Raw genomic sequence first — 25881 nt, 5'->3', positions numbered from 1 at the left:
CGTACCGTCGACATGATCGGGGATACAGTGATCGTTAAACCTAATTAGTCGCTTTTTCGGAAGATTCACTAATATTCGAATCATTCGTAATTATGTGCAAGATTCGTAGTACTGCGGATTTATTTTCATTAAATATGCTATTAATATAAAGATTAACGTAAGCTGCATGAACAGACAGGACAAGGAGGAGGGATAGCAGGTATGAAGCTGGCCGTATTGGGTGCAGGGGCAATAGGTGTACAGCATTTAGACGCAGCTAGTCATATTGATGGATTAGAGCCAGTCGCCGTTGCTGAAATTAATGAATCTCTTGCCGTGGACACGGCTAAGAAATATGGCATTCGCGCTTATACAGATTACCAAGAAATGCTGCAGAAAGAAAAACCAGATATTAGCGTCATTGCGCTGCCGCATTTTTTGCACAAGGAAGTTTCTATTCGCTGCGCCGAACATGGATCGCATCTTTTACTTGAAAAGCCGATGGCATTAAATACAGCGGAATGCGATGAAATTATAGCTGCAGCTGAGCGCTATGAAGTTAAGTTAATGGTGGGGCATACCCAACACTATTTTCCAGAAAATATAGAGGCTAGACGGATTATTGAAAGTGGGGAGCTCGGCAATCTTGTCATGATAAATGATACGCGGCACGTCAACTATTATCGAGCAGATCGACCTAGGTGGTTCTTCGAGAAGAGTCAAGCAGGTGGAGGCATCATGACGAATCTGGGGGCTCATTCGATTGATAAAATTCAATGGATGACACAAAGCAGGGTTACCAAGGTGAAGGCGTCCGTAAGCTTCCAAGGAGAACGGGGAGATGTTGAAGGTAGCGGGGCCATATTTCTGGAAACCTCCTCCGGTGTTCCCGCCTTGATTATGCAATCTGGCTATGCAGGAGTTTCCCGTAATGAAACGGAATTTATCTTTACTAAAGGGATGCTCAAGCTGGAGACAGGTAAGGGTCTATCAATAAGCCATAACGGAACTTATGAGCCAGTACAGTTGAAGCCGACTGTGCAGCCGCTCGTCAAGCAATTGCTGGATCTTATGGATGCGATTACAAATGATAAATTGTTGGACTGCTCTGGTGTTTATTCCAAAACCGTCGTCTCGGTGATCGAGAGTGTATATGATTCAAGTGAGACAGGAAACGAGCAGGTAGTGAAATGATAACAAAGAAAAGAGGAGGTATTTAAAATATGAGTGAAAAAACGAGATTTGCTGTCATTGGAGCTGGAGTTATTGCTCCATCTCATGTGAAAGCCATCATAGGTCATTCTCAAGCCGAGTTGGTTGGTATTGCTGATGTTGAGATAGAAAAGGCTGGAAAACTAGCAGCAGATTTCTCGATTCCTCATGTGTATCAAGACTATCAGCAGCTGCTGAAGCGTGACGATATTGATGTAGTTACTGTAGCGGTACCAAGCGGTTATCACGCGGAAGTTGTGATTGCGGCAGCGCAAGCAGGCAAACACGTGCTATGTGAAAAACCGCTTGATATTACAGCAGATAGTATGACTCGTATGATTGAAGCTTGCCGTCAGGCAAATGTGAAACTCGGCTGCGTATTCCAACGCCGTGTGACGGAGGCTTCCATTGTCGCGAAAAAAGCCATTGAGGCCGGCAAGCTGGGTAAGCTGGTGCTTGGCGATGCATACCAGAAAAGCTATCGCAGCCCACAGTATTACAAAAGCGCCGGCTGGCGCGGCACTTGGGCTATCGATGGCGGAGGTGCCCTGATGAACCAAGGTGTGCATGGCATCGATTTGATTCAGTGGCTGATGGGAGATGTCGAGTCTGTCTTTGCTTATTCATCCGCGCTAGTTCGTGAAATTGAAGTGGAAGATACAGCTGTTGCCGTTGTGAAATACAAGAACGGCGCCTTCGGCGTGATTCAGGGAACGACGTCTGTGTACCCAGGGCAGGAGACGCGTTTTGAACTTCATGGTGAGAAAGGCACGATCATATTTGACGATACAGGGTTCAAGCAGTGGAAATTTGTTGATAGTGAGGAAGAAGCGCCTAAAGTTGAACCAAGAGTTAGCGCTAAGAATGATCCTACCGCTATCACCAATGACGGGCATTTTATATTCGTGGATGATTTAATTCATGCAATTCGTGAAGATCGCGATCCGTTGGTATCGGGAGAAGAAGGAAGGAAAGCTGTTGATTTGATTCTAGCTATTTACGAATCGGCGCGCAGCGGGAAAGAGATTATTGTGAAATCGTCCTCAGCTAATAGCATGTCATAGGTGAACGTAGAGGGGGAGCAGCTTACTAGATGATAAGAATCGAACAAGTTGAGGGTAACACCAGTCTTAAGGGTAGACATTACCGGACAGGCGAGCCAATAGAAGTCACTATAGCCGAAAGCTGTATTACGGATATTCGCTTGCTGAAGGCTGAGCATCGGGAGCAGCTGCCATGGATCGGCCCTGGTCTAGTCGATTTGCAAATCAACGGCTACGCTGGCAGGGACTTTAATCAAGCACCGTTAGCGAAGGAAACGGTATGCGAACTTACGCGTGATCTTTGGAAGAAAGGTGTCACCACCTATTACCCGACGGTAATCACGAATAGTGATGATAAGATTAGTCAAGCACTTGGAGCCATTGCAGAAGCTTGTCGAGAGGATTCCCTTACTAGTAGCTGCATTGGCGGAATCCATCTGGAGGGGCCCTTCCTCTCTTCGGAAGATGGACCGCGGGGCGCTCATAGTAAATCATACATTACAGCACCGGATTGGGAGTTATTCCAGCGTTGGCAAGAAGCTGCGGAAGGCCGTATTGCCTTTGTGACGATGTCTCCGGAATGGCCGGAAGCTGATAGGTTTATAAGGCGCTGTACAGCAAGCGGAGTTACGGTATCTATTGGGCATACCAGTGCTTCGCCCGAACAAATTCGTTCAGCGATTACCGCAGGGGCCAAGGTATCCACGCATCTCGGCAACGCAGCCCACTTGATGCTGCCAAGGCATCCGAATTACATATGGGAGCAGTTGGCGTCAGATGAGCTCTGGGCGTGTATGATCGCTGACGGTTTCCATTTACCGGAGTCGGTGCTGAAAGTATTTATGCGGATGAAGGGTGACAAAGCAATTCTCGTTAGCGATGCCGTCTTTTTGAGTGGACTTGAACCGGGACGCTACACAACGCATATTGGCGGCGAAGTCGTGCTAGCACCAAATGGGAAGCTGCATCTAGCTGAGAATGCCAACTTGCTGGCTGGGTCTGCACAAATGCTGTTATGGGGCATTCAGCATCTGGTGAAGAAAGGCTTAAGCAGCTTGGCCGATGCATGGGATATGGCATCTATCAGGCCGTCAGAGTTAATGGGCTTGCCAATAGCCAAAGGACTTCAACAAAATGCTCCGGCGGATCTCGTGTTATTTGAGTATCAAGACGACCGCTCATTACATATTTTGAGCACTTATAAAGAAGGAAAACTTGTATCACAAGCGCGAGAATAGCAAAAAAGTACAGAAAGGGCTGACTGTCATGACGACACCAAAATCGTTGATTATCGGAATGATCGGATTGGATACCTCACACTGCACTGCTTTTACTAAGCTCTTAAACGAGCAAGATAATGAGTTTCATGTTCGCGGGGGGAAGGTCACGTATGCTTTTCCCGGTGGGTCCCCTGATTTTGAACTGAGTTATTCAAGGCTGGAGCGGTTCACAAGTGCGATTCGGGATGAGTACGGTGTGCAGCTGCTTGATTCTCCCGAGGCAGTAGCGGAACACTCCGATGCGGTCCTGCTCACTTCTGTGGATGGACGCGTTCATCTGGAGCAGTTTCGTCGAATTGCTCCCTTTGGCAAGCCCGTGTTCATTGATAAACCGTTTGCTGTTTCGACTTCGGATGCCAAGGAAATGCTGCGGCTCGCTGCCGAACATAACGTGCCGTTGATGAGTGCATCTTCGCTGCGTTATGAACAAGGGTTGGTTAATGCACTTTCAGAGGGGACAGATGATATTATTGGCGCTGATTGCTACGGACCGGCGGAGCTTCAGTCAACACAGCCAGGCCTGTTCTGGTACGGTATTCACGCTGCAGAGATGTTGTATCGCATTTTGGGTCAAGGCTGTGTGCAGGTAACAGCAAGCACGAGCGAGTTCCATGAACTGGTTGTTGGTGTTTGGCAGGATGGTCGAATGGGGACAATCCGGGGCAACCGGCAGGGAAATAAATCATTCGGTGCCGTCATACACCGCGCGAATAAAACGGAATTCGTAGATGGCGATAAGCATCCAAAACCGAAATATGCCGGGCTAGTTGAGGCGGCTGTTGCCATGTTTCAATCCGGAACTCCGTCTATTGCTCCTCAAGAAACGATAGAAATCATTCGTTTCCTGGAAGCTGCTAATGAGAGCAGGGCAACTGGAAAAACGGTAAGGCTATAGCCTATTTTCTGCACATATAGAATCTGCATTTTTGAAGGAGTGTATGACTTATGATAGTGGACCGACTTGGCGTCATTAGTGATGAAGTAAGCGATGATTTCATAGAAGCTCTGGATTGGATACAAGCCGAAGGTTTGAAATACGTGGAAATTCGAGTGGTGGACGGAATAAATGTTGCCAACCTGACGGATGATCAGATAGAGCGGGTTCGTACGGAAGTCGTTAATCGAAGCCTGCACATATCGGCATTGGCTTCGCCACTATTTAAATGTGCACTTGATCCATCTCGGCCCGTTGAAGCAGGGGATAGGTTCGGGCAAGCAGAGGAGAGTGTTGATGCGCATTTTGCCAAGCTTCAGCGAACGATAGAGATTGCGCAGAAGCTCGGCACGAGTCTGATTCGGATATTCTCTTTTTGGAGAGAGAGGGAAACGGAAGCGTACGCAGATGTGGTAGCAACCCATTTGAAAAAAGCTGCAGACATTGCTGCACAGCACAACGTTACGTTGTTGTTAGAGAATGAAGCCTCCTGTAATGGAGGTTATGCCTTCGAAGTTGCATCGCTCATTCGTGAGGTCAATTCTCCAAACTTAAAAGCCTTATGGGACCCGGGCAATGAAGCCTTGGGAGTGCACTGGTCTTATCCGCAAGTTTATAACGAAGTCAAAGACTTGTTAGCCCACGTGCATCTGAAGGATGCTTTTACTGAGAGCGGCGGCAAACCCTCCTGCGTGCCTATTGGATCCGGTAGAGTTCCTTACGTTCAACAAATTCTTGATTTGGAGAGAGAGGGATACCAAGGACTTTATGTCATTGAGACTCATTATATTCCACCTGGCGGCACGAAAATGGAGGGGACCAAGCAATCCTTAGAGGGATTAAGAAAGTTGTTTAGCTATCCCTCGTTGACTGAAGAGAAGGCTGAGCTGCTTAATGTGAAGGTATTTGAGAATCGCCAGATCATGGGAGCTGCAGCTGCCGTGGCAGCAGGAACGAAGATCAAAGAACTGCAGTCGCGAAAGGACAATGTGAGAATCGTGTTTGCAGCTGCCCCTTCTCAGAATGAATTTTTGGCTGAACTTGTGAAACAGGAAGGCATCGATTGGGCGCGTATCACCGCATTTCATATGGATGAATATATCGGTCTTTCCGATGATGCACCGCAAAAATTCAGCCAGTTTCTATGTGACAGGTTGTTCAAGATGGTTAAACCGGGGGAGCTTCACTTGATCCAGAGCTCATCAACAATTGAACAGGAATGCCAACGTTATAGTGAACTAATTGCGGCTGCACCAATTGATATCATCTGCCTTGGTATCGGGGAAAACGGTCATATTGCTTTTAATGATCCTCCTGTGGCTGATTTTGCAGACAGTCTTATCCTTAAGCCAGTTGAACTGGATGCTGCTTGCCGGCAACAGCAGGTTAATGACGGCTGTTTTCCAGACTTTGATGCCGTTCCTACCCACGCATTGACTCTGACCATACCGACAATGATGTCTGGTGCGCACTTATTCTGCATCGTTCCAGGATCTACCAAACGCGCTGCTATTGAACAGACGCTTCGCGGACCCATAACTACGTCCTGTCCGGCATCCATCTTGCGCACTCATCCGGATTGCACTTTGTTTGTAGATCAAGATTCCTATGGACTTCTACAACCACTACAGGTATCAAGACGAGGAGAGGGTCACGCATGATCAAATCCATCAACGAACTGGAAGCCCAACTTGCTGAGCCGTCAGAAGCATTAATTCAGGATATTTCTGCGGTGGACGGGGATATCATGCTGCTCGGTATTGGCGGGAAGATGGGGCCAAGCTTAGCGAGACTTGCTAGGAATGCACTTAAGAAAGCTGGTGTGACTAAAACAATATGGGGCGTTTCACGTTTTTCTGAGGTTGGCTTAAAGGAACAGTTGGAGCAGGAAGGCATCCGTACGATTGCGTGCGATTTATTGGATGATGAACAATTGCAGAAACTTCCTGATGTGAAAAATATCATTTACATGGCCGGTAATAAATTTGGCACAACGGGACGCGAGCATTTTACTTGGGCAATGAACTCGTACCTGCCAGGACGCGTAGCGGAGAAATTTAAAAACTCCCGCATTGTTGTCTTTTCATCTGGAAATATATATCCGTTTACCCCCGTGTTCCAAGGCGGTGCAACAGAATCGCAGGCTCCATCTCCGTTAGGCGAATACGGTCAATCAACGCTTGGGCGTGAACGTATATTTGACTATTTTTCTCGGAAATATGATATTCCCATGGTCATTTATCGTCTGAATTATGCGATTGATCTTCGTTATGGCGTGCTGCTCGAGGTAGCCAAAGCAGTAAAATCCGGCAAGCCAATTGATGTAACCATGGGGCATGTCAATTGTATATGGCAGGGAGACGCCAACGAAATTGCGCTTAGGAGTTTAAGAATCTGTACAAGTCCACCGAATTTATTAAATGTAACAGGACCGGAAACGATGTCCATGCGCTGGATCGCTCATGAATTCGGTAAGCGCCTTGGCACTCAGCCTGTCATTATTGGACAGGAAGCTGAGGATGCGTTGTTAAACAATGCTTCTAAAGCCTTTCAATTGTTCGGATATCCACGCGTGACGTTACTCCAAATGTTGGATTGGATTGCTGAATGGGTGGCAGGTGATGGCGCAACGTGGAACAAAGAAACGCATTTCCAGGAAAGAGAGGGGAAATTCTAATGCCTTCCTATTTACGCAGAGACTTGTCTACGTCAAAGCTGCAAGCGCTGCATGAAGGGCTGGTCATTCCTGCTCATCCTCTGGCCTTGGATGAAAACCGTCAGCTGGATGAACAGCATCAGCGTGCATTAACCCGGTACTATATGGCTGCGGGCGCTGGAGGGGTTGCGGTTGGCGTACATTCGACCCAATTTGAAATTCGAAATAAAGACGTCAACCTGCTGGAACCTGTGCTGCGGATGGCTTCAGAGGAAATAGACAAGGCGGGCTTACAGCGCCCTTTTATTAAGGTGGCGGGTATTTGCGGTCCTACGAAGCAGGCACTTGAAGAGTCTGAGCTGGCGCTTAAGCTAGGGTATGATGCAGGGCTTCTTAGTATGGGCGGTCTGAAGGATTGGACGGAAGCGGATATTTTGGAGCGAACTAGAGCGGTGGCCGGTCAGATCCCGGTCATCGGCTTTTATTTACAGCCATCAGTAGGCGGGCGTATATTCAGCTTTGATTTTTGGCGGCAGTTTGCGGAAATTCCAGGTCTTGTCGCGATCAAAATGGCTCCTTTTAATCGGTACCAAACCATTGATGTTGTACGAGCCGTCTGCTATTCAAGCCGACGCGATGAAATTGCTTTGTATACGGGTAATGATGATAACATTGTTAACGATTTGTTGACGACTTACCGCTTTCAAGTCAATGGTGCTCCTGTAGAGAAAAACATCGTCGGTGGCCTGTTAGGGCATTGGGCAGTTTGGACACAGAAGGCTGTCGAATTGCTTGAGGAAATAAAGCAGGCGAGAAACCGGGGAGAGATCGACAAAGAGTGGTTGACTCGAAATATCGAGGTAACGGAGGCTAATGCGGCATTCTTTGACCCCGCTCACCATTTTGATGGCTGCATTCCGGGGATTCATGAAGTACTGCGCCGTCAAGGACTGCTCAAAGGGACGTGGTGCTTGAATCCGAATGAGGTATTATCTCCTGGGCAAGTTGAGGAGATTGACCGGATGTACGCAGAGTATCCACATTTGAATGATGATGCGTTTGTCACGAAACATTTGGAGCAATGGCTTGCGAACAAATAGTCAATGGGAAGCGGGGAGTCTCTTTTCTTGCCTGTTCATCAATTACGTTGTAGTCTCTCAAACCAACTGGATGTATCCCGCGAGCACCGACAAATGTGCTGCACAGCAAGTGTTAACGGGAAATACTACCGCAAATTTATTTAGTAACTCAGCCAAAGAGAGAATAAATGGAATTTATCCTGTTAATGGGAACGATAGAGACGGAAAGTAGGGGTGGATTAACTGTATTTTTTCCAGTTATTTGTATTTTCTGAGAGATATTCTTTGAAATAACTGGAGGTTTTCCTGCTAATCTTGCAGCTCCATAACAAAGAGGCTGTCTCCGGTCACGCAATGACCGTGGGACATGCCTCTCTTTTTCTCAGCTTTATTTCTTAGGATCTTTGAACTAATCTGTACCTTATAGATGTCCTGTAATTTGTATAGTGCGTATAATCTCCGCTCATCCAAAATAGTATCGCTTGCCCGTCATGGTTGCCACGAGTTAAGTATGGCCGTATCTGATGGCAAGTAGAGCTTGTGGTTATCGATTCTGATACCCAAGTAACTCCAAGATCTATGGTGGACCACCGTTCGATCTCGAACGTCCCCTGCACTTCACGAGAAAGATAAACTACGGATGGATCAGAGTGATCAAGAATGATTCCACCTGAATAGTAGGGCTCGGTCTCTACAACGCCGTCAGGCGTTTGTGGGAACCAACGGCCAGCAGTTGTGATCTCATTCGTCAGCCACCGAACGCCATTCCAGCGGCTGTAGTAGTAACGATGATCCTCCAAAGACTCAAAGACCACGTAGGCGATGACAGGATGTCCTTGTTCATCCTCGGTTACGTCCCAAATCCAGGCATTCCGTTTAGCTTCTTTGCCATCGAACACGACATCAATTTCGGATAGTTCTAGCGGCAAATCTACCGTTTGCGTGATTAGCGAACCGTCTGCCCGATAAATAGCACCTTCTCGATAACGGGCATAGTAGATACTATTATTAGGTTCAATATTCGGATGCCCGTCGGTACAAGAGAAATGTATCGTGTCTTTCCCGTTTGACGCATAACGAATATAAGGCCGTTGGCCGCTGTCCATGATCAGAGTCCGCACGGATGACCATTCGCCGTGCTCCAAATCAGAGCAGACGCTGAAATTTGGCTTGAAATTGCCTCCACGCCAGAACAGATAGAGTTGATTTTCCTCTGATAAATAGATCGGATTAGGGTAAGTGTAGCCGTAATGCCCATCGGTATTCGCGGGGAGCTGTCTCTCTGCTCCGAAGGAGGAGAGGTCTTCCGGTAAACTTGTTGTTCGATAGTACATCGTGGACCCATTATGAGCGGAATAAAAAATCGTGATATGTCCCGATTCGTCTATATATAGCGAGGGGTTGGCGTGATCATCCTGCTGTAGAGCCGAGCGAATCAAGAAAGAATCGTAGGCAGCCAGCAGATGATCGTAATAGCCAATCCATACGTCTCCTGCGCTATTCAACCAGCCGACATACGTTCTACGATGCTGACCTAGGTAGTAGAGCGCACGCGGGTCGGCGAAAAAGCACCAAGCTCCGTCTAATGTGAAAACGTGATTCATGCTTAAAAGTGGATTCATCTGCCATTCTCCTTATCTTGATCAAACAGAACGCCTTACAGGGAAATGATAGCTCCCGGTAGGGCGTTCTTTGATTATTTAAGTCGATCGTAAGCGGTTTGAGTAATCTTCATCAGTTCGTCTACGCCTAACTTCTTAGCTTCGGAGACATATTGATCCCACTCATCCATGCTGCGTTGGCCCAGAATGAATTTGGTGATTTGCTCGTTGCGGTGCTTGTCTACAGCAGCTTGCAGTAAGGAGACATTGGACAGCTCGCTTTCAATGTACTGTGGTCTCACATGGTAGACACTGTCATGCTTGCGTGCCAAATCATAGGCATTACGCTGTTCTTGTGTTGCAGGAATTAGATGAGCGTCATAATCAAACCAAGTATAGGTACCGTTAGTCGCTAATCCGGTTTTCTTACGAACATCCGTTATATCCAGATATTCAGGGCGTAATTTCTTTTTCCCATTCTCCGTTGTATACACTTCATCACCTTTGCCCCAGCTTAAAAGTTCTTTACCTTCCTCACTATAAAACCAATCAAAGGCTTGGAGCGCTTCCTTGACTTTCTTGGATTTAGAAGAGAAGGTCATGCCGGTTTCTAGAATGTGCGTATAAGGGTTTACATTGAATCCAGGTACACCTTCAGGAGGAGGCATGAAGGCAAGATTGAAGGTAGGATTCGTCTTTTTCATAGGGATGTTGAACAAATCTAGACGACCAATATAATCGAGTATCATGAACGTTTGGTCATTAGATACGGCATTTTGCCATTGTTGTACGTTGAAAGTTAGCCAGTCTGGAGGAATAAGTCCTTCTTTTTGCATTCGTTGGAAGAACTCGATCATTTTCTTATACTCGTTCTCAATCGGACCGTAGCGAACCTTGCCCGTTTTCTCATCTTGGAACAAACCATTCATTGTGCCGAACTGTGCAGTGGAGAAATTAAGGATTCCAAGATTAGCTCCGCTTCTGAAGGAAAATGGATAGCTGTTCGGATATAGTTCCTTCAGCTTTTTGCCCACTGTAATAAGTTCCTCATAATTGGAAGGAGGGTTAAGTCCGTGTTTCTTAAAAATATCTTCTCGATACATCCAAATGACACGATTCGTTTCACCGAAGCCTTCATTAGGAAGCATGTACATCTTTCCGTCAGCAGCTAAAGAAGCTTTCGCAATGTCTGGATATTTCTTCAGCCATGCTGTTAAATTCGGCATTACATCCTTATAATCCAGGATATTGGCGAGTACTCCTTGCTGTCCGAACTTATCGGCATCTGCCCGAGGGTTGAAGAAGGTGATGTCAGGCATATTACCGGAGGCAACATTCAGATTAATGGTATCTTTCAGTTCACCTGATGGAAGCTGAACATTGAAAGTGGCACCGGTTTTCTCTTCAATCCACTTCCAGACAACCCAGTCCTTGTTATACGGCCAATTCGGGTGAACCTCTAACAACATGGTAAACGTATTTTTGGGCTTTTCTGTAGTAACAGCAGACTTTGGCTGACCGCTTGCGTCTGAAGCTGTTGGCTGGGATTCTGTTCCTGAGCAGCCAACTAACATTGAGGCACTGATTAAGAGTGTTCCAAGTGTCGTAGTCCATTTCTTCATGCGTTAACCTCTCCTTTTCATTGTTCTAACTTCTTCCTGAGTTTGAAAACACTGTGTTCCGTATAGCTAAGACTTGACCGCCCCGATCATTACGCCTTTGACAAAATACTTTTGTAGGAAAGGGTAGGCGAAGAGGATGGGAACCGTAGAAACCATGATAGTTGCGAACTTAAGCGGCTCCTCCAGGACAACATTGGCATCGCCAACTGCAGCAATGTCCGCTTGGTTCGTTTGTCCGGCCAGCACGATGTTGCGCAAGATGACCTGCAAGGGGAAAAGCTCCTGATCTCGCAAATATAGCAGCGGCAGCAAGAAATTGTTCCATAATCCTACCGCGTAGAACAAACCTATTGTGGCAAATACCGCTTGTGACAAAGGGACAACAATCCGGAAGAAAACTCCGAAATCACTCAGTCCGTCCATTTGTCCGGATTCCTCTAGTTCTGGAGGAATATTGGAGAAGAAGGTACGCATAATGAGCAAATTCCATGTGCTCACAGCTCCAGGAAGCACCATCCCCCAGACGGTATCAATTACGCCTAGTTCTTTTACAACAAGAAAAGTGGGGATCATTCCACCGCCGAAGAATAAGGTGAAAATAATAATCATAGTGAATCCATGCCCAAATACCATATTTTTTTTGGAAAGAGCGTAGGCACCAAGTGATGTGATAATAAGGGAAATTGAAGTGCCCAACACAACATAAATAATGGTATTCCAGTAAGCAGTGCCAATTCGCGGGTCCTTTAGAACGACCTTATACATGTCTATAGTGAAGCCTTTGGGATACCAGCTGATGTCTCCTTTGAGCACATGAATGTTACTGCTTAGGGAAACAGCTGCCATATAGATGAAAGGATACAACGTAGCCAGCACGACTCCAAGAAGGATTAAGATATTAATGACTGAAAATAAAGTTATTTTTGAGCGTATCATTTTAAAAAATCCTCCTCCCTCGCAAGATCAGGATTTACCACAGGCTTGTTTGCGATAAACGCCGGCTTAATGCATTCGTGCTATAGATGAAGAAGAAACATACAATCCCAGTGAACATGTCTATCGCAGCAGCGTAACTGAAGTTACCGCTAACGAGCCCTGTTCGGTACACATAGGTGCTTAGAATATCTGCGGTAGAATAGGTAGCAGGGTTATACAGCAGGAACACTTTCTCAAATCCTATTTCCAGCACTCGACCGACATTAAGGATGAACAATATGATGATTGTCGTGGAAATTCCCGGCAGTGTGACGTTCCATAGTTTCCTCCAGCGGCTCGCGCCGTCCATATCAGCTGCTTCATAGAGGGAAGGATCAATGGATGAAAGTGCGGCTAAATAAATAATTGCCTCCCATCCAATATGCTGCCATACTTCCGAACTGACATAAATCGAGCGGAACAACTCCGGTTTAATCATAAAATGAATCGGTTCAAAGCCAAGGGAATGAATCATTTGATTAATAAATCCTTGAGAAGGTGAAAGGAACATAACGACCATTCCAGCAACAACAACATTGGAGATGAAGTGGGGTAAATAACTAACTGTTTGAACAAAGCGCTTGAATACCATATGCTTGACCTCATTAAGAAGCAAGGCCAATAGAATAGGGGCAGGGAATCCGAATATAAGTTTATTAATGCCGAGTAAAAATGTATTGCGCAATAGGATCCAGAAATCCGGACTATTGAAAAACATCTTATAATACTTAAGTCCAACCCACTCACTGGCCCATATGCCTTTGTACAAGTTGTAGTCCTTGAAGGAAATGACAATGCCAAACATGGGCAAATACTTGAAAATTAAATAATAGAGCAAGCATGGTAAGAACATGAGAAGCAAACTTTTACTTTTGGCGATTTTCCTCCACATCATCCGCGTTCGACCGGGAACGACCGGCAAAGAAGTATCCGGACTTGCTCCAGCAGCGTCTAACTTATTCATTTGTGTATCCCCCCCGATCATGAGTGCGACTTGATAGTGCTGTCATTTGTCATTGCCGAGCATCATTTTGGTGTAAGCGTTATTGTTATTTCGAAATTAGCATAGCACCGTTCGTATGGAATGTAATCCATAATAATTCCGAATTTTCCCCTCATCTATGATTCTTCTTTGAAATTCGTAAATATGTTAAGTTTTCGTGAAAAAGTGAATTTGCAAAATAGGCTTTTTTCCGTATTATTTAAGTAAGACTTATCGCATGTGATAAGTACATAGAGATAGGTAAGACCATAAAAATAGGTCTGGAGGGGAGTAGGATACGTTTAATTACGCAAGTTCAATCTAGAACGTCTTCCTTGCTCATTCGATTGCTGCTAGGCTTCCTCACGGTCATTGTGTTGCTTATGTCTTTTAATTACTTGTCTTTTACGTTTTTCCAGAACAATATTCGAAATGAAATCATTCGTTATAATGCGCAGAACATTCGATTTACCTCGGAGAGATATGAGGAACATTTCCAACTCGTCCAAAAGCAAATGTATGCACTGTATTTTAACGATGATGTCGATCGCCTTCAGAAAGCTAGCGGGAATGCTCGTTTCGCTTTGCTCGATAGGGTGAAGCAGGAGATTATCAAGGTTGTCGGTAATCCTCTAATCTATGTAGACAATGCCATTATCGTATTTAAGGAAGGTTCTCTTACATTAAGCAGAATTGGAACCAATGACAGAGTATCCATGTTCGAAAAGTTCTATGCCAGCACCGATTACCCGGATTCTTTTTGGCAAAAGCAATTTCAAGAAACGTATAGTGCCAAGATGTTTCCCATGTCCAAATTTTATGAGTATTCTTTTCACAAATCAGGTGATGTGACAACCAAAGGACTATTCATCCCCTATGTTCTTAAACACTGGCAAAATGATGACTTCTACCTGGTTGCGATGATGGATGCTAATCAATTATTCGATGCTTTCCATCGTTCTGTGAATGCCAATTTCATTATTTTGGACAAGCAGGGTTCACCCCTGTTCTCAACGGGAGGCTTGGCTAATCGAGAGGAGCTTCCAGAGCTTCCAACAGACAAAACTTATTTGCTGCGTGACAATACGTATTACTTTTATCAGATTGGACAGAACAGCGGGTATACGTATCTGAATATCATACCGAGTGCTAGTATTTCCAAGCAGATTTCTAAACTGAATCTAACCTTATTATTTGTGCTTATTCTTACATTGATAGTCAGTGTTATTGTTTCCGTGTTGTTCAGTGTTCGCTTTAACCGTCCGGTTAAGCAACTGGTTTCTTCCCTGCAGACGTCAAGAGGCGAGGATGTTCGATTCAAAAGTAATATTCGCGAGTTTGAATTAATCGGCCAGAAGATGGATGATATGCTGCAGACGAATGCAAGGATACAATCGGATCTTGCTCAAAAGAATATCCAACTTTTGTCTTACGGTTACTTGAATAAACTAAAGAAAATATACAGCGGCTCACCAGGAGCGCTTGATATGATCTCTGCACAGGAATATCGTTTCGTCGTGTACGAGATTACATACAAGGATAGGTTCTGGGAGGAAATGAAAGAAGAGCCTGGCCCCCTAACGTACAGCATCTATACTTTTATCAATCATAGTTTGTTAAAAGTTTTCCCCGCTTCATTAACCATTCAGATTGAGAGTCGACAAATGCTATCCGTCTTTAATGAGATTGACGAGTCCCGTATGAATTCCTATATGTCAGAGTTACTGCAGGTCGTAGCTCATGATGCTGACTTTTATTTCCTAACCATAGCGATTTCACCGGCATTTCCACAGTTGTTTGATTTCACTGAGGCCTATGAGCAGACGGTTAAGCTGCTGCAAGAGCGCAAGCTTAACGAAGATACCCAAATTGTCCGTCAGCTTGCTGGTCGTCAATCCGTCCATTTGTTTACACCTGCGCAAGAACAGCAATTCGACTGTAATCTGGCTGCAGGCAATACACAGGAGTTGCTTCATCTGCTTGATCGCCAGCTTGCTCTTATGGAACGCAAGTGTGAAACGGTGCTGCAATATCAAGAGTTTTTAATTGATATCGTCCAAAAGGTGCGTAAAGCGTTCCATGTGTTACGTTTAGATGAACGAGCCATACAACCCGTCTTAGCTGGACTAAGTACGAGTCAAAGTTTCTATTCGGGGCGTCATTATCGTAAATTTTTCAGCCAGCTGCTTGTTGCTGCCTGTGAGGAGATTCGAGGAAATCAGAAAGAGGAAGATCCTGTCATTGATTTTGTAGTGGACTATGTAAATAAGCATTTCTCTCAAGATATTACGCTAGATATCGTAGCTGAGCATCTTCATATTACAGGAGGTTATCTATCCACGTATTTCAAGGATAAGACGGGGGAGAACTTCATTGATTATATTAACGGAGTGCGAATCCGAGTAGCACAGCAGATGCTCCTGGAAACTGACCTTAGAATTCAAGATGTCGCCAGCCATGCAGGATACCAGAACATTAATTCCTTCAACAGAATGTTTAAGAAATTCACGGGGATGCCGCCACGCGAGTTTCGTAGGGAGAAGCGCACAGAAGACGAACTAAGTTAACTATAGCAAGATTTAACGTAGACCCTCAGCCTGAAGCTGTGGGTCTATTTTTAGCATATTGAAAATTCATTTGTTATATAGTAGGAAGTAAGCGATTACAAGATGCTATTTTATAGTTAGGGAAGGAGAACGAGAGAATGGAACGCAACGCTGGACTCGATATCGTTCGCAGCACCGCTATTTTGCTAGTCTTATTCTGTCACGGACTTGGGTTCTTTTTCATGAAGTATCATGACTTTAATCCGCTCAATTATGTAACTGGCTATTTGGCGGTGGAGTTGTTTTTCGTTTTAAGCGGATTTTTAATTGGCCAGATTTTGTTGCATGACATCGTTGACAACGGCTCTTTGTCAGGATTGAAAAATTTCTATCTCCGCCGATGGTTCCGGACGCTGCCTCTCTATTATTTTGCGCTGCTCACTACCTACATGTTTTTTAATCACCATATGGATGCCACGAACCTGATCTTCCTGCAAAACTTTAAAGAGCAGGACTTATCCTTCCTGCCGATCTCATGGAGTTTGTCGATAGAAGAGTGGTTCTATCTGCTAATCCCGCTGCCACTCCTTATCACTGGGAAATTCCGGAATAAATCCGCTGCCTTCTTCATCATGACATCTCTAATCCTTATTATCCCGCTCCTTCTTCGCATCTATCAAGTATCTCACAGTCAGCCTGTTTGGGATTTCGGGGTACGTAAACAAATTCCGCTTCGGCTCGACAGCCTCATGTTTGGCGTTATTCTTGCGGGTATTAAAACGTTCCATACCTATTTTTACCACAAATATATGGCTGGAAAAGCTTCCTTGCTCCTTGCACTAGCAGGGCTCATCTATTTTAGCGGTTACTTGGTCTACACTGGTATACAAAATCAAACGATGGATCATTCCTGGTTTAACCGTACGTTCTTATTTACTTTTGTTTCTTTATGTATTGCGATGTTGATCGCCTATTTGGAGGTGCATATTCCACGAATCGATCATTTTCCTAAAATCCGTGCTGTTTTTGGATTCATCAGTTCCCAAAGCTATGGCTACTATTTGTTTCACTGGAATATATTTGTCTGGTTCAGCCGGGAAAATACGACAGCTAGTATCGGCCACAGCTTGTACTTGCTGATATTTGCGCTGGTTCTAATGACTTCTTTTACATATCTGATGCATAAGTATTATGAAGTACCGATCATGAAGATAAGGGACAAGTTTACGACAAGAAGAAAAGTGAATTGGATGGACTACAACCAGGCAGGTTAATGAAAAAGAAAGGCGAACTAGTAAATGGAGTTGCAGCTCATTTGGCTAATAAAGTGACATAGCATGTAAAGAATGGAGATGTTTGAATGTGGGAACTAACAATGTCAGAGAAGTTAGGATTTCAGATTATGAGGATATTTATATTTTGAACCAACACTTTAATCCGAATCTATCTGTATTTACAGAAGAGAAAGTGAAAGAGAAGTTAGTCACCCTTACAACGAAAACCAAAGATATCATCTTTATTTATGAGCAAAATAACGAAGTGATCGGCTATATTCATGGAAGTCCTTATGAACTGCTTTTTTCTGACTCCTTAGTAAACGTCCTAGGTTTTGTTGTAAAGAAGGAATATCGCAATCAAGGTATAGGCCGTATGTTGATTGAAAGTCTTGAGCAGTGGGCAAAGAATGCCGAATACTCGGGGATTAAGCTGCTATCGCATCCATCACGGGTACAAGCTCATCATTTCTACGAACAGCGTGGTTATAAATTTACTAAGGATCAGAAAAATTTCATTAAGACATTCAGTGAAAACTAAAAAACAGGCTGCCAGCACATGTGGCAACCTGTTTCTCCATTCTTTTAGACAACCCCTTGGGCAATCATTGCATCAGCGACTTTAGTAAAGCCAGCAATATTGGCGCCTACGACAAGATTCCCCGGATGACCGTATTCGTCTGCCGCCAGAACAGCGCTTTTGTAAATATTCTTCATAATCGCATGAAGCTTATCGTCTACTTCATGGAACTGCCAGGAGTAGCGCATGCTGTTTTGAGACATTTCAAGCGCTGATACGGCAACTCCTCCCGCATTCGCTGCCTTGGCCGGTCCGAAGAGCACGCCTGCCTGTAGGAATACGTCAATCGCGTCCAACGTGGACGGCATATTCGCGCCTTCGCCAATCGCTTGTACACCGTTTCTTACAAGAATTTTCGCCGATTCTGCATTAATCTCGTTCTGTGTCGCGCTTGGCAGGGCGATATCGCATGGAATCGTCCAAATGCCATCACAACCCTCGTGGTAAGTGGCAGTCGGGTGTTCATTGACGTACTCGCTGATTCGCTTTCTATCCTCTTCCTTCAAGCGACGAACCGTGTCTAGGTTGATCCCGTTTTTATCATAAATATAGCCATTGGAGTCGCTGCAAGCAACGACTGTAGCGCCTAACTGCGTGGCCTTTTGCATGGAATAGATAGCCACATTGCCTGAACCGGAAACAACGACAGTGCTGCCGTTAAAGCTAAGGCCTTTGGCTTGAAGCATCTCATTTACAAAGTAAACGCAACCATATCCAGTCGCTTCTGTACGTGCCAGACTCCCGCCATAGATAATTCCTTTGCCAGTCAAAACACCCGCCTCGTGTGCCCCGCGAATTCGCTTGTATTGACCGAACATGAAGCCAATTTCCCTCGCACCTACGCCAATATCTCCAGCAGGGACGTCCGTATCTGGTCCCATATATTTATAAAGCTCAGTCATGAAGCTTTGCGTAAAACGCATGATTTCATTATCGGACTTGCCTTTGGGATCGAAATCAGATCCGCCTTTGCCGCCGCCAATTGGCTGGCCTGTAAGGGAGTTTTTGAAAGTTTGTTCAAAGCCAAGAAATTTGATAATGCTTGCATTAACGGAGGGATGAAACCGCAAACCACCTTTGTATGGTCCAATTGCACTGTTAAATTGCACACGAAAACCGCGATTCACATGTGTTTTCCCTTGATCATCTACCCAAGGCACGCGGAAAGTAATTAAGCGCTCCGGCTCAACGATCCGTTCAAGGATGCCATGTTTCATATATTTCGGATGTTTGGAGAGAACAGGAATCAAGGACTCAAGAATCTCCTTCACTGCTTGATGGAACTCATTCTCATGAGGATTACGTCTTACCACTGTCTCGTACACGCCGTGCACGTATTCTCTTGCAACTGTTTCGTTGTCGACCTGAACTATCACAATCTCATCCGCCTTCGCAATCAAGTATAGTTAAAAAAGTTTATTATAATAGTTTTACCTTATCCTAGGCATTTGAGCAATCAAAATTTACATGTCATGTAAGCTTACTCCAATGAGTTAATGAAGTGCCCATTCGAGGTTAAAAAAAGCTGGCCTGCGGCTAGATCCTCGTTTAAACCCATATGTTCGATCATGGGAAGGAATTAGATAAGTGTCTCTTACTTACTCTTTATTTCTCCTTCCACACGATCCTGCTCTTATATGGCCCCACTCACCTTACCTATCTACTGCACCCCACCTTTTATGAGCACTTAAACATGCTAGAAGTTAGCCTGCTTCCAGCTCTCATTGGACGAAATCCATTGAGAACGCCGTGAAGACGTTTTCATTCTACTTTTCGTTGGATGAAGTCCAACCTGGTCGGCTAAAATGGCCCTGAACCCCCACAAAATTCATCTCTTCGTTGGATTTTGTCCAACTAGAATGGCATTTAAGCGTCAGAAATCGCATGTTCGTTGGAATTCATCCAATGAGTTTGACTCTCCTCATCGACCCTCTGAACAAAAACCAGTTGAAAAACACTCTCCAACGCCCAATTTTATAACTTGTGACATAAATAAGGGGTAAGCTATAAATCTTATATGTTAAAAAAAGCCGCGAAGAAATGATTCCTCGCGGGCATTGCGAAAGTGACTAGGTCACACATTCATTTTGCTGCGAAACAGGTTCGAGAAATAATGGGGATCGGCATAGTTATAGATGGTAGTTCCTACTTCTTTTTTAAACAAGCGATTCAGGTGTCTATTAGAAACTCCAACGTATGAGGAGAGATGGACCCCGTCGAAGGGCGAGAGGACACTAGTATCCAGAAATTGGGGAAGTAATCGATAATCTTCAAGAATCCTTCGCAAGCATTCAAATATTGCAATAATCCGATTCACAATAATTTACCCCCAAGAACTGTACGCTCAGTGGAGGGGGGTCCCCTTCCTGCGGCAGATGATAGATGGGCCATGCATTCCGAGGTTATTCAATATCTTCATCCTCGTTAGGCATGCCATACTCGGGGCATCGCCATAGACTCTTTGCCTAGTTCCGCCCATGCATATTTCAACAAAAGCTCCGATTTAAGGGTTTGATATTCGGGAAGAGGCCATAAGTTACGAATTTCCCCTGGATCTTCTTGTAAATCAAAAACCTCACCATACGTTTGGTTATAATACACGGTAATTTTATATCTTTCATCCACATACGTTTTTTGATGAATCGTCGTTGGGGTATGACGAAACTCGCAGATGGCATGGTCGCGGGCTTGACTTTTCTGACCGCGCCAAACTTGTGACTGATCCAACCCTGTCATATGGTGAGGAATCGTAATGCCGCATAGCGAGAGAAAGGTAGGGGCCAAATCAACCAATGACTGAATGGCAGGTGATGTTACGCCAGCTGGAACTTGATCTAGATACCGAACAATAAAAGGAATTTTGATAAGGTCTTCGTAGTGAAAGCCGCCTTTGGCCTGGAGGCCATGTTGACCATAGAAATGCCCGTGATCCGTTGTAAATACCACGATTGTATTGTCTGCAAGCCCTAATTCATCGAGCTTGTCCAGGATATTCCCAATGTATTTGTCCATCAGACTAATCATGCCGTAGTAGGTTGCTACTAGTTGTTTACGGTCATGCTCAGCATACAAAGTTGAGTGGGAATGATAGCCGTGTATCCCGTAGTCACCCTCTTTCCAAGGTTTGAAATCGGGATTTTCCAATTGCGTTAACTGAAAGTGAGGTGGATTCTGATCATGCTCACCAGGAGTGATGGTCGGAATGGTCAGATCATTCGGATCATACATCGTATCCCAAGGTTCAGGAGCCAGATAATCCGGGTGTGGGTCAAAGAAGCTGGACCATAGGAAAAAGCTTTGATCTTCATCTTTATATTGCTCCAGAAGTGCGTTGGTCCTTTCAGCAATCCAGGTATTGTAGTGATATTTCTCAGGAATAGGCCATTTATGAAGAATGGAGCGATCCATCGTACCCGTTGGCGGCAAGAAATAGTCACGCCAGTTCATACAACCCTTTTCTTCCATCCAAAGGGCGTAATGTTGGCCAACGTGTGCTTCATTCGTATGATTGCGTGCCAGTTCAACATGATCAAAGCCGTAGAATGGTCCATTATTCTTTTTCCAGAAATCAAGATCTTGCAAGATCGGATAGGCTTCGAGAGAGGGATATTGTTCGGTTGAAACTAAAGGTTGAAAATGAGCTTTTCCTATAAGGGCAGAATGGTAACCCGCTTCACGAAAATCTTCACCGACCGTATGCACATTTTCTAACAGCTTCGTACCCAGTGTCCATGCTCCGTGCTGACTTGGATACATACCTGTAATGATGGAGGCCCTAGTCGGTGTACAGGTGGGATTTGGACAATAAGAACGTGTAAATGTCGTTCCTTCTTTCACCAAACGATCTATATTGGGAGTCTTAATTTCTGAGTTAAAAGCACCAAGCGTATTCCAGTGCTGCTGATCACTTGTAATTAACAAGATATTAGGTTTCTTCATCCGATGACTCCTCCAATTATCATATTTATATATTAAGAATAAGGTTTTGATGCAGAATTGGAAATACCACGGTTTTGTATTCATTTAACATTTTGTCAGGTATAGTAAGAATCATGAGGTGAAATACAATGCAGGAGTTTGCGCATGAATATGCACAGCACTATTATTTGAATCCGAATGAGTTTATTAAGATGAGTGGCTTATGGTGTATCCGCATGGGGCATAACGTGGCCAAACCGAACTATCAGGTCGGTCCGAAAAGAATCGAGTGCTACAGCTTGCATTTCGTAGTTGAAGGTCAACTGCTTCTTCAATACGAAGACGGAGAGGTGATTCTGCAAGCGGATGACATCTGCTGCTTCTTCCCGGATGAATCGTATTCCTACCGCATTCTTAAACCGGAGGAGACATTAAAGCTTGTTTGGATAGCTTTTCAAGGCCCCCAAGCTTTATCGCTGCTTCACGCGCTAGGACTAACTCAAGCCTCTCCTATTTTACGTACAAGGTGTAGTAGGGAAGTATGGGCGAAACTATATGCTATCCTTCAGTTCATAGATGAGCAGCCAGATGGAGATGAGGATATCGGATTCTCAGCGGAATTGCTGGAAAAGCTGTATGGCATCTTCGCTATTCTTATGAAAGAAGGAAGGACTTTAAATGAGCCTAATAGGAACGTAAATGACATTCCTTGGCTGAAACGTTCGCTTGATTTTATGCAGCTGCATGCGATGGAAGGAATCAGCATCAAAGAGGTTGCTGAGGAGGCGGGGGTACATAGATCCTATTTCTCTGATATCTTCAAGAAGCGGATAGGGGTATCGCCTAACCGTTACTTATACCGTCTCAAAATGGAAAAGGCTTCAGCGTTGATCTCCTTGCAGGACCGCACAATCACGGAGGTCGCGTATAGTGTCGGCTATCCAAGTCTCTATTCGTTCTCAAGAGCTTTTCGCAATTATTATGGCTATTCTCCTGAAAATAGGCCTTGATAGGAGCTAATAGTTTGCAAGGCACTCTCGACAGGAATATACTTGAAATTGGTATACTCACATGTACGATGAAGGAGGCAATGACATAATGAAGCTTCGCTGCGCAATTTTAGACGACTACCAGCAAGTGGCCTTAACAGCTGCGGATTGGTCACCGATTACGGACCAAGTGGAAGTCAAAACCATCAATCGCCATATCGATTCGCCAGATGAGCTTGTCGAACTAATCGCCGATTGCGAAATCGTCGTGATTATGCGCGAACGGACTCCTTTCCGCGCATCTCTTCTTAAGCGGCTTCCTCACTTGAAGCTGCTAGTTACCACGGGCATGCGGAATGCCTCCATTGATCTGGAGGCTGCCGCTTCGCAAGGTATTACCGTTTGTGGAACGAGAGGCGCTGGCAACGCAACCGCCGAGCTCACTTGGGCTTTGGTTCTTGGACTAGCTCGCAACATCGTGCAAGAGCATAACGCAATTCGCGGTGGTCAGTGGCAGAGCACAATCGGAACAGATTTATACGGCAAGACGCTTGGCGTACTAGGCTTAGGCAACCTTGGCACGAAGATCGCCAAGTTCGGTCAAGCGTTCGGTATGAATGTCGTAGCATGGAGCCAGAATCTAACGCAAGAGAAGGCCGATGAAGTTGGCGTGAGATTAGCTGGTTCCAAAGAAGAGCTGCTTGAAAGCAGTGACTTTGTGTCGATTCATCTTGTTTTAAGCGAACGATCAAGAGGTCTGATCGGCGCGGCGGAACTCAAGCATATGCGGCCTTCTGCCTATTTGATTAATACGTCCCGTGCCCCGATCGTTGATCAAGAAGCTCTTGCTGAAGCTCTGCAGAGCCGCTCGATCGCCGGAGCCGCAGTCGATGTCTTTGAGGTAGAACCGCTGCCGCAAGCTGATAAATACAGATCGTTACCGAATCTTCTGACTACACCGCATATCGGCTATGTATCCGAGGCGAATTATCAGGCTTTTTATAGAGATGTAGTTGATGATATCAAAGCTTATTTAGCGGGATCACCGGTTCGAACTTTTTCCTGATATACAAGGGAAGATGAACGGAATCTATGACATGATCTAGTGAAGCAGCAGTTCCCGTGCAAGTAGGGGCTGCTCTTTTTTTATTGCTCAAGGGTGAAATAACAGGAAATTCTACAGGTAAAATGGCGAAGCCGATTAGGTAGTCTGGTTGAAAAGACAATTGCCTATATCTCGTAACAGGCGGCATAAAGAGGAGCGGCGGCTTGATCGCTGACGTTGTAATCAGGACAAGTTAGATTTTGGATAACTCGTTGACTTGACAAGTACATATGAAAAACGTATTGTTAAATGGCAAACAGTTAACCAATTAACTATTCAGACGGAGGTTATGTCCTATAGAGAAGTGGAACCCTTTTGAACAATCTCCTCAACCGGTCAATGTCTTTTTGACACTATATAAAACCAATCATCATTTGGTTCAGCAATTAGAGGAGCAACTCGCCAAGTTCGATTTGACGTTGGGCCGTTGGTGCGTCTTAGTTGCTCTTAAGTCAAGTGGAAGGGCTATGGTCCCATCGGAGATAAGCGATGATCTCGCTGTTACTAGAGCGAATATTAGCAACTTATTAAATTCTTTGGAGAAAGCAGGACGCATTCAAAGAAATTTCGATCCATCCAATAGGAGAAGAATTCTAGTTAGTTTGACCCCAGAAGGTCATGAAATCATATTACAAGTATGGCCTGTATATGAACAGACTATTACACAGAATGTCGGTAATAAACTTAGCCGGGAAGAACAAAATCAGTTGGCAACGTTGTTGAAAAAGTTGGTGTAAGCAAGAGCTTCTGTCCTTAAAGGGACAGGTCTCCCTAATAGTTAATTGATTAATTGTTAGTTAGTTAATGAAATTCTATTTTAAATTTGTTAAACAAAAGGAGTTCTGAACATGTTAAAAGATAAAGTTGCCATTATTACAGGTGGCGGTGGCGGTATCGGGCTTGCCGCGGCTCGCATGTTTTCTGCAAAAGGAGCAAAAGTATTAATCACAGGGCGGCAAATAGGCCCATTAGAAGAAATCGCTGCCAGCGATCCAAACATTAAAGCATTTGTAGCGGACGTCAGCGATCCGGAGTCGGCAAACAAAACCGTTGCAGCTGCACTTGAACATTGGGGACGAATTGATATCGTCGTGAATAATGCAGGCGGCGGCGTTATTCAACCATTAGCAGATGTAAGTGCGAAATCAATTAGCGATATTTTTGCCGTAAATGTGACTGGTCCGACATTGCTAGCTGCAGCTGCCATTCCGCACCTCGAAAAAACGAAGGGAGCCATCATCAACATGTCAAGCACTTACGGAAGTAAAGCAGCGGCAGGTTTATCTCTTTATGCTTCGAGTAAAGCTGCGGTAGAACATCTGACACGCTGCTGGGCTCTTGAACTCGCTCCGCAAGGGATTCGTGTGAACGCCATTGCTAGTGGACCGGTAGAAACTGCTTTCCTCAGAGATCGTATGGGACTTAGCGAGGAGCAGATTAATGAAGTGAAGGAACAGGAGCGCAAGATGATTCCACTTGGGCGTCGTGGCGTAACAGATGATGTTGCAAGTTGGGTTGTTAATTTGGCCGACAGAGACTCAGGTTGGATCACGGGACAAATTATTGGTGTGGATGGCGGGCTTGTAATATCTTAATGCTTATTTATATAATAATGAAAAAAGCAGCCATGAATCCATGGCTGCTTTTGGCTCTCTGTATGAGCCATATCATGAGCATTTTGTGAATGCGGTTACAAATTATTTTTTAAAGCTCTCCAAATATTTGAGTACGACTCCGAGTGCGCCAAGATAATAACCGATTAACAGTAAGAAACCTGTAGGATCAAGAGCCATCATGTTGGAAAGCATGAATAATGGGAACACGTAGAACAGTAAGTCTTTCAAATAAGAGAGAAATAAAGAACTGGAGAACGAACCGGCTTTTAGAGATTTGTATAAGTTGAACAAAAAGCTCAGGCCCATTAAACCAAGAACTGCAAACATTGCGTAGAGCATCCATCCTGTAAGTGCTAGTGTCATTTGGATTCACCCCCCCATTGGGAAGATTTACTACTAATTTATCATATGTAGCTCGATGACAAGTCGTACTAGGACGAAGCACTCATTTTTATAAAAAAGGACGCAATTAGTTTACATATTTAATGTT

Annotated in this window: 21 protein-coding genes; 14 read left to right on the top strand and 7 right to left on the bottom strand. The window is 44.7% G+C overall.

All coding sequences use genetic code 11. The annotated features are described in order from the left end of the window. The first annotated feature begins 201 nt into the window (after positions 1–201). The 7 genes from GQF01_RS32730 to GQF01_RS32700 are packed head-to-tail and all read left to right on the top strand — an operon-like array spanning position 202 to position 8204. Positions 202–1173 (top strand): Gfo/Idh/MocA family protein, encoded by a 972-nt coding sequence (locus GQF01_RS32730; protein WP_161411332.1) that lies wholly within the window; start codon positions 202–204, stop codon positions 1171–1173. Between the two features lie 29 nt (positions 1174–1202). Next, positions 1203–2255, top strand: coding sequence for a Gfo/Idh/MocA family protein (locus tag GQF01_RS32725; RefSeq protein WP_161411330.1), 1053 nt, complete (start codon positions 1203–1205; stop codon positions 2253–2255). 29 nt (positions 2256–2284) lie between these two features. Then, positions 2285–3472, top strand: a complete 1188-nt coding sequence (locus GQF01_RS32720; RefSeq protein WP_161411328.1) for an N-acetylglucosamine-6-phosphate deacetylase — start codon at positions 2285–2287, stop codon at positions 3470–3472. 28 nt (positions 3473–3500) lie between these two features. Beyond that, a complete protein-coding gene (locus GQF01_RS32715) occupies positions 3501–4409 on the top strand; it encodes a Gfo/Idh/MocA family protein (RefSeq protein WP_161411326.1) in 909 nt (302 codons plus the stop codon). Between the two features lie 50 nt (positions 4410–4459). Continuing rightward, positions 4460–6109, top strand: a complete 1650-nt coding sequence (locus tag GQF01_RS36990) for a TIM barrel protein (protein WP_328803579.1) — start codon at positions 4460–4462, stop codon at positions 6107–6109. Further along, positions 6109–7125, top strand: a complete 1017-nt coding sequence (locus GQF01_RS32705) for an NAD-dependent epimerase/dehydratase family protein (protein ID WP_161412087.1) — start codon at positions 6109–6111, stop codon at positions 7123–7125. The genes GQF01_RS36990 and GQF01_RS32705 overlap by 1 nt, the downstream gene beginning before the upstream one ends. Beyond that, positions 7125–8204: a dihydrodipicolinate synthase family protein gene (locus GQF01_RS32700; RefSeq protein WP_161411324.1), complete on the top strand. Its 1080-nt coding sequence runs from the start codon at positions 7125–7127 to the stop codon at positions 8202–8204. The genes GQF01_RS32705 and GQF01_RS32700 overlap by 1 nt, the downstream gene beginning before the upstream one ends. A gap of 374 nt (positions 8205–8578) precedes the next feature. On the opposite strand, the gene GQF01_RS32695 is transcribed toward GQF01_RS32700, so the two are convergent. The 4 genes from GQF01_RS32695 to GQF01_RS32680 all read right to left on the bottom strand — a co-directional run bounded on the left by GQF01_RS32695 (position 8579) and on the right by GQF01_RS32680 (position 13276). Next, complete coding sequence (locus tag GQF01_RS32695) at positions 8579–9805, bottom strand: BNR-4 repeat-containing protein (protein ID WP_161411323.1); 1227 nt, start codon at positions 9803–9805, stop codon at positions 8579–8581. 74 nt (positions 9806–9879) lie between these two features. Further along, on the bottom strand, positions 9880–11406 hold the full coding sequence (locus GQF01_RS32690; RefSeq protein ID WP_161411321.1) for an extracellular solute-binding protein: 1527 nt from the start codon (positions 11404–11406) through the stop codon (positions 9880–9882). A 66-nt stretch (positions 11407–11472) separates the two neighbouring features. Next, complete coding sequence (locus GQF01_RS32685; RefSeq protein ID WP_407945448.1) at positions 11473–12339, bottom strand: carbohydrate ABC transporter permease; 867 nt, start codon at positions 12337–12339, stop codon at positions 11473–11475. A gap of 37 nt (positions 12340–12376) precedes the next feature. Beyond that, a complete protein-coding gene (locus tag GQF01_RS32680; RefSeq protein ID WP_161412086.1) occupies positions 12377–13276 on the bottom strand; it encodes an ABC transporter permease in 900 nt (299 codons plus the stop codon). A 422-nt stretch (positions 13277–13698) separates the two neighbouring features. Here GQF01_RS32680 and GQF01_RS32675 point away from each other — a divergent pair, with 422 nt between their 5' ends. From GQF01_RS32675 to GQF01_RS32665, 3 genes are all read left to right on the top strand, one after another. Beyond that, positions 13699–15930 (top strand): helix-turn-helix domain-containing protein, encoded by a 2232-nt coding sequence (locus GQF01_RS32675; protein WP_161411316.1) that lies wholly within the window; start codon positions 13699–13701, stop codon positions 15928–15930. Between the two features lie 137 nt (positions 15931–16067). Continuing rightward, on the top strand, positions 16068–17183 hold the full coding sequence (locus tag GQF01_RS32670; protein ID WP_161411314.1) for an acyltransferase family protein: 1116 nt from the start codon (positions 16068–16070) through the stop codon (positions 17181–17183). A gap of 88 nt (positions 17184–17271) precedes the next feature. Next, positions 17272–17724, top strand: a complete 453-nt coding sequence (locus GQF01_RS32665; RefSeq protein WP_161411312.1) for a GNAT family N-acetyltransferase — start codon at positions 17272–17274, stop codon at positions 17722–17724. 44 nt (positions 17725–17768) lie between these two features. On the opposite strand, the gene gdhA is transcribed toward GQF01_RS32665, so the two are convergent. Then, entirely contained in the window at positions 17769–19139 is a 1371-nt protein-coding gene (gene gdhA / locus GQF01_RS32660; protein ID WP_407945447.1) for an NADP-specific glutamate dehydrogenase, read from the bottom strand. 1048 nt (positions 19140–20187) lie between these two features. Further along, positions 20188–21702: a sulfatase family protein gene (locus tag GQF01_RS32655; RefSeq protein ID WP_161411310.1), complete on the bottom strand. Its 1515-nt coding sequence runs from the start codon at positions 21700–21702 to the stop codon at positions 20188–20190. 128 nt (positions 21703–21830) lie between these two features. Between GQF01_RS32655 and GQF01_RS32650 the strand changes: the two genes are divergently transcribed. From GQF01_RS32650 to GQF01_RS32635, 4 genes are all read left to right on the top strand, one after another. After that, entirely contained in the window at positions 21831–22691 is an 861-nt protein-coding gene (locus GQF01_RS32650; RefSeq protein WP_161411308.1) for an AraC family transcriptional regulator, read from the top strand. Positions 22692–22779: 88 nt separating this feature from the next. Continuing rightward, positions 22780–23736, top strand: a complete 957-nt coding sequence (locus GQF01_RS32645) for a D-2-hydroxyacid dehydrogenase family protein (RefSeq protein WP_161411305.1) — start codon at positions 22780–22782, stop codon at positions 23734–23736. Between the two features lie 386 nt (positions 23737–24122). Continuing rightward, positions 24123–24512 (top strand): MarR family winged helix-turn-helix transcriptional regulator, encoded by a 390-nt coding sequence (locus GQF01_RS32640; protein ID WP_161411302.1) that lies wholly within the window; start codon positions 24123–24125, stop codon positions 24510–24512. A gap of 111 nt (positions 24513–24623) precedes the next feature. Beyond that, the gene (locus GQF01_RS32635) at positions 24624–25370 is read left to right on the top strand and encodes an SDR family NAD(P)-dependent oxidoreductase (protein WP_161411300.1); all 747 of its coding nucleotides are present in this window, start codon (positions 24624–24626) and stop codon (positions 25368–25370) included. Positions 25371–25472: 102 nt separating this feature from the next. Here GQF01_RS32635 and GQF01_RS32630 read toward each other — a convergent pair whose 3' ends face one another. Further along, complete coding sequence (locus GQF01_RS32630) at positions 25473–25754, bottom strand: hypothetical protein (protein WP_161411297.1); 282 nt, start codon at positions 25752–25754, stop codon at positions 25473–25475. Positions 25755–25881 lie beyond the last annotated feature (127 nt).

It is taken from the genome of Paenibacillus silvestris, from assembly GCF_009882985.1.
GTDB classification, from domain to species: domain Bacteria; phylum Bacillota; class Bacilli; order Paenibacillales; family NBRC-103111; genus Paenibacillus_E; species Paenibacillus_E silvestris.
The sequence above is the reverse complement of the archived record's forward strand: the minus strand, read 5'-3'. Positions and strand labels throughout refer to the sequence as shown.

What these genes read in the sequence shown, in the direction of transcription:
- GQF01_RS32730 (WP_161411332.1), top strand. Translation starts at nt 202, where the DNA reads ATGAAGCTGGCCGTATTGGGTGCAGGGGCAATAGGTGTACAGCATTTA.
- GQF01_RS32725 (WP_161411330.1), top strand. Translation starts at nt 1,203, where the DNA reads ATGAGTGAAAAAACGAGATTTGCTGTCATTGGAGCTGGAGTTATTGCT.
- GQF01_RS32720 (WP_161411328.1), top strand. Translation starts at nt 2,285, where the DNA reads ATGATAAGAATCGAACAAGTTGAGGGTAACACCAGTCTTAAGGGTAGA.
- GQF01_RS32715 (WP_161411326.1), top strand. Translation starts at nt 3,501, where the DNA reads ATGACGACACCAAAATCGTTGATTATCGGAATGATCGGATTGGATACC.
- GQF01_RS36990 (WP_328803579.1), top strand. Translation starts at nt 4,460, where the DNA reads ATGATAGTGGACCGACTTGGCGTCATTAGTGATGAAGTAAGCGATGAT.
- GQF01_RS32700 (WP_161411324.1), top strand. Translation starts at nt 7,125, where the DNA reads ATGCCTTCCTATTTACGCAGAGACTTGTCTACGTCAAAGCTGCAAGCG.
- GQF01_RS32695 (WP_161411323.1), bottom strand. Translation starts at nt 9,805, where the DNA reads ATGAATCCACTTTTAAGCATGAATCACGTTTTCACATTAGACGGAGCT.
- GQF01_RS32690 (WP_161411321.1), bottom strand. Translation starts at nt 11,406, where the DNA reads ATGAAGAAATGGACTACGACACTTGGAACACTCTTAATCAGTGCCTCA.
- GQF01_RS32680 (WP_161412086.1), bottom strand. Translation starts at nt 13,276, where the DNA reads ATGATGTGGAGGAAAATCGCCAAAAGTAAAAGTTTGCTTCTCATGTTC.
- GQF01_RS32670 (WP_161411314.1), top strand. Translation starts at nt 16,068, where the DNA reads ATGGAACGCAACGCTGGACTCGATATCGTTCGCAGCACCGCTATTTTG.
- GQF01_RS32655 (WP_161411310.1), bottom strand. Translation starts at nt 21,702, where the DNA reads ATGAAGAAACCTAATATCTTGTTAATTACAAGTGATCAGCAGCACTGG.
- GQF01_RS32650 (WP_161411308.1), top strand. Translation starts at nt 21,831, where the DNA reads ATGCAGGAGTTTGCGCATGAATATGCACAGCACTATTATTTGAATCCG.
- GQF01_RS32645 (WP_161411305.1), top strand. Translation starts at nt 22,780, where the DNA reads ATGAAGCTTCGCTGCGCAATTTTAGACGACTACCAGCAAGTGGCCTTA.
- GQF01_RS32635 (WP_161411300.1), top strand. Translation starts at nt 24,624, where the DNA reads ATGTTAAAAGATAAAGTTGCCATTATTACAGGTGGCGGTGGCGGTATC.
- GQF01_RS32630 (WP_161411297.1), bottom strand. Translation starts at nt 25,754, where the DNA reads ATGACACTAGCACTTACAGGATGGATGCTCTACGCAATGTTTGCAGTT.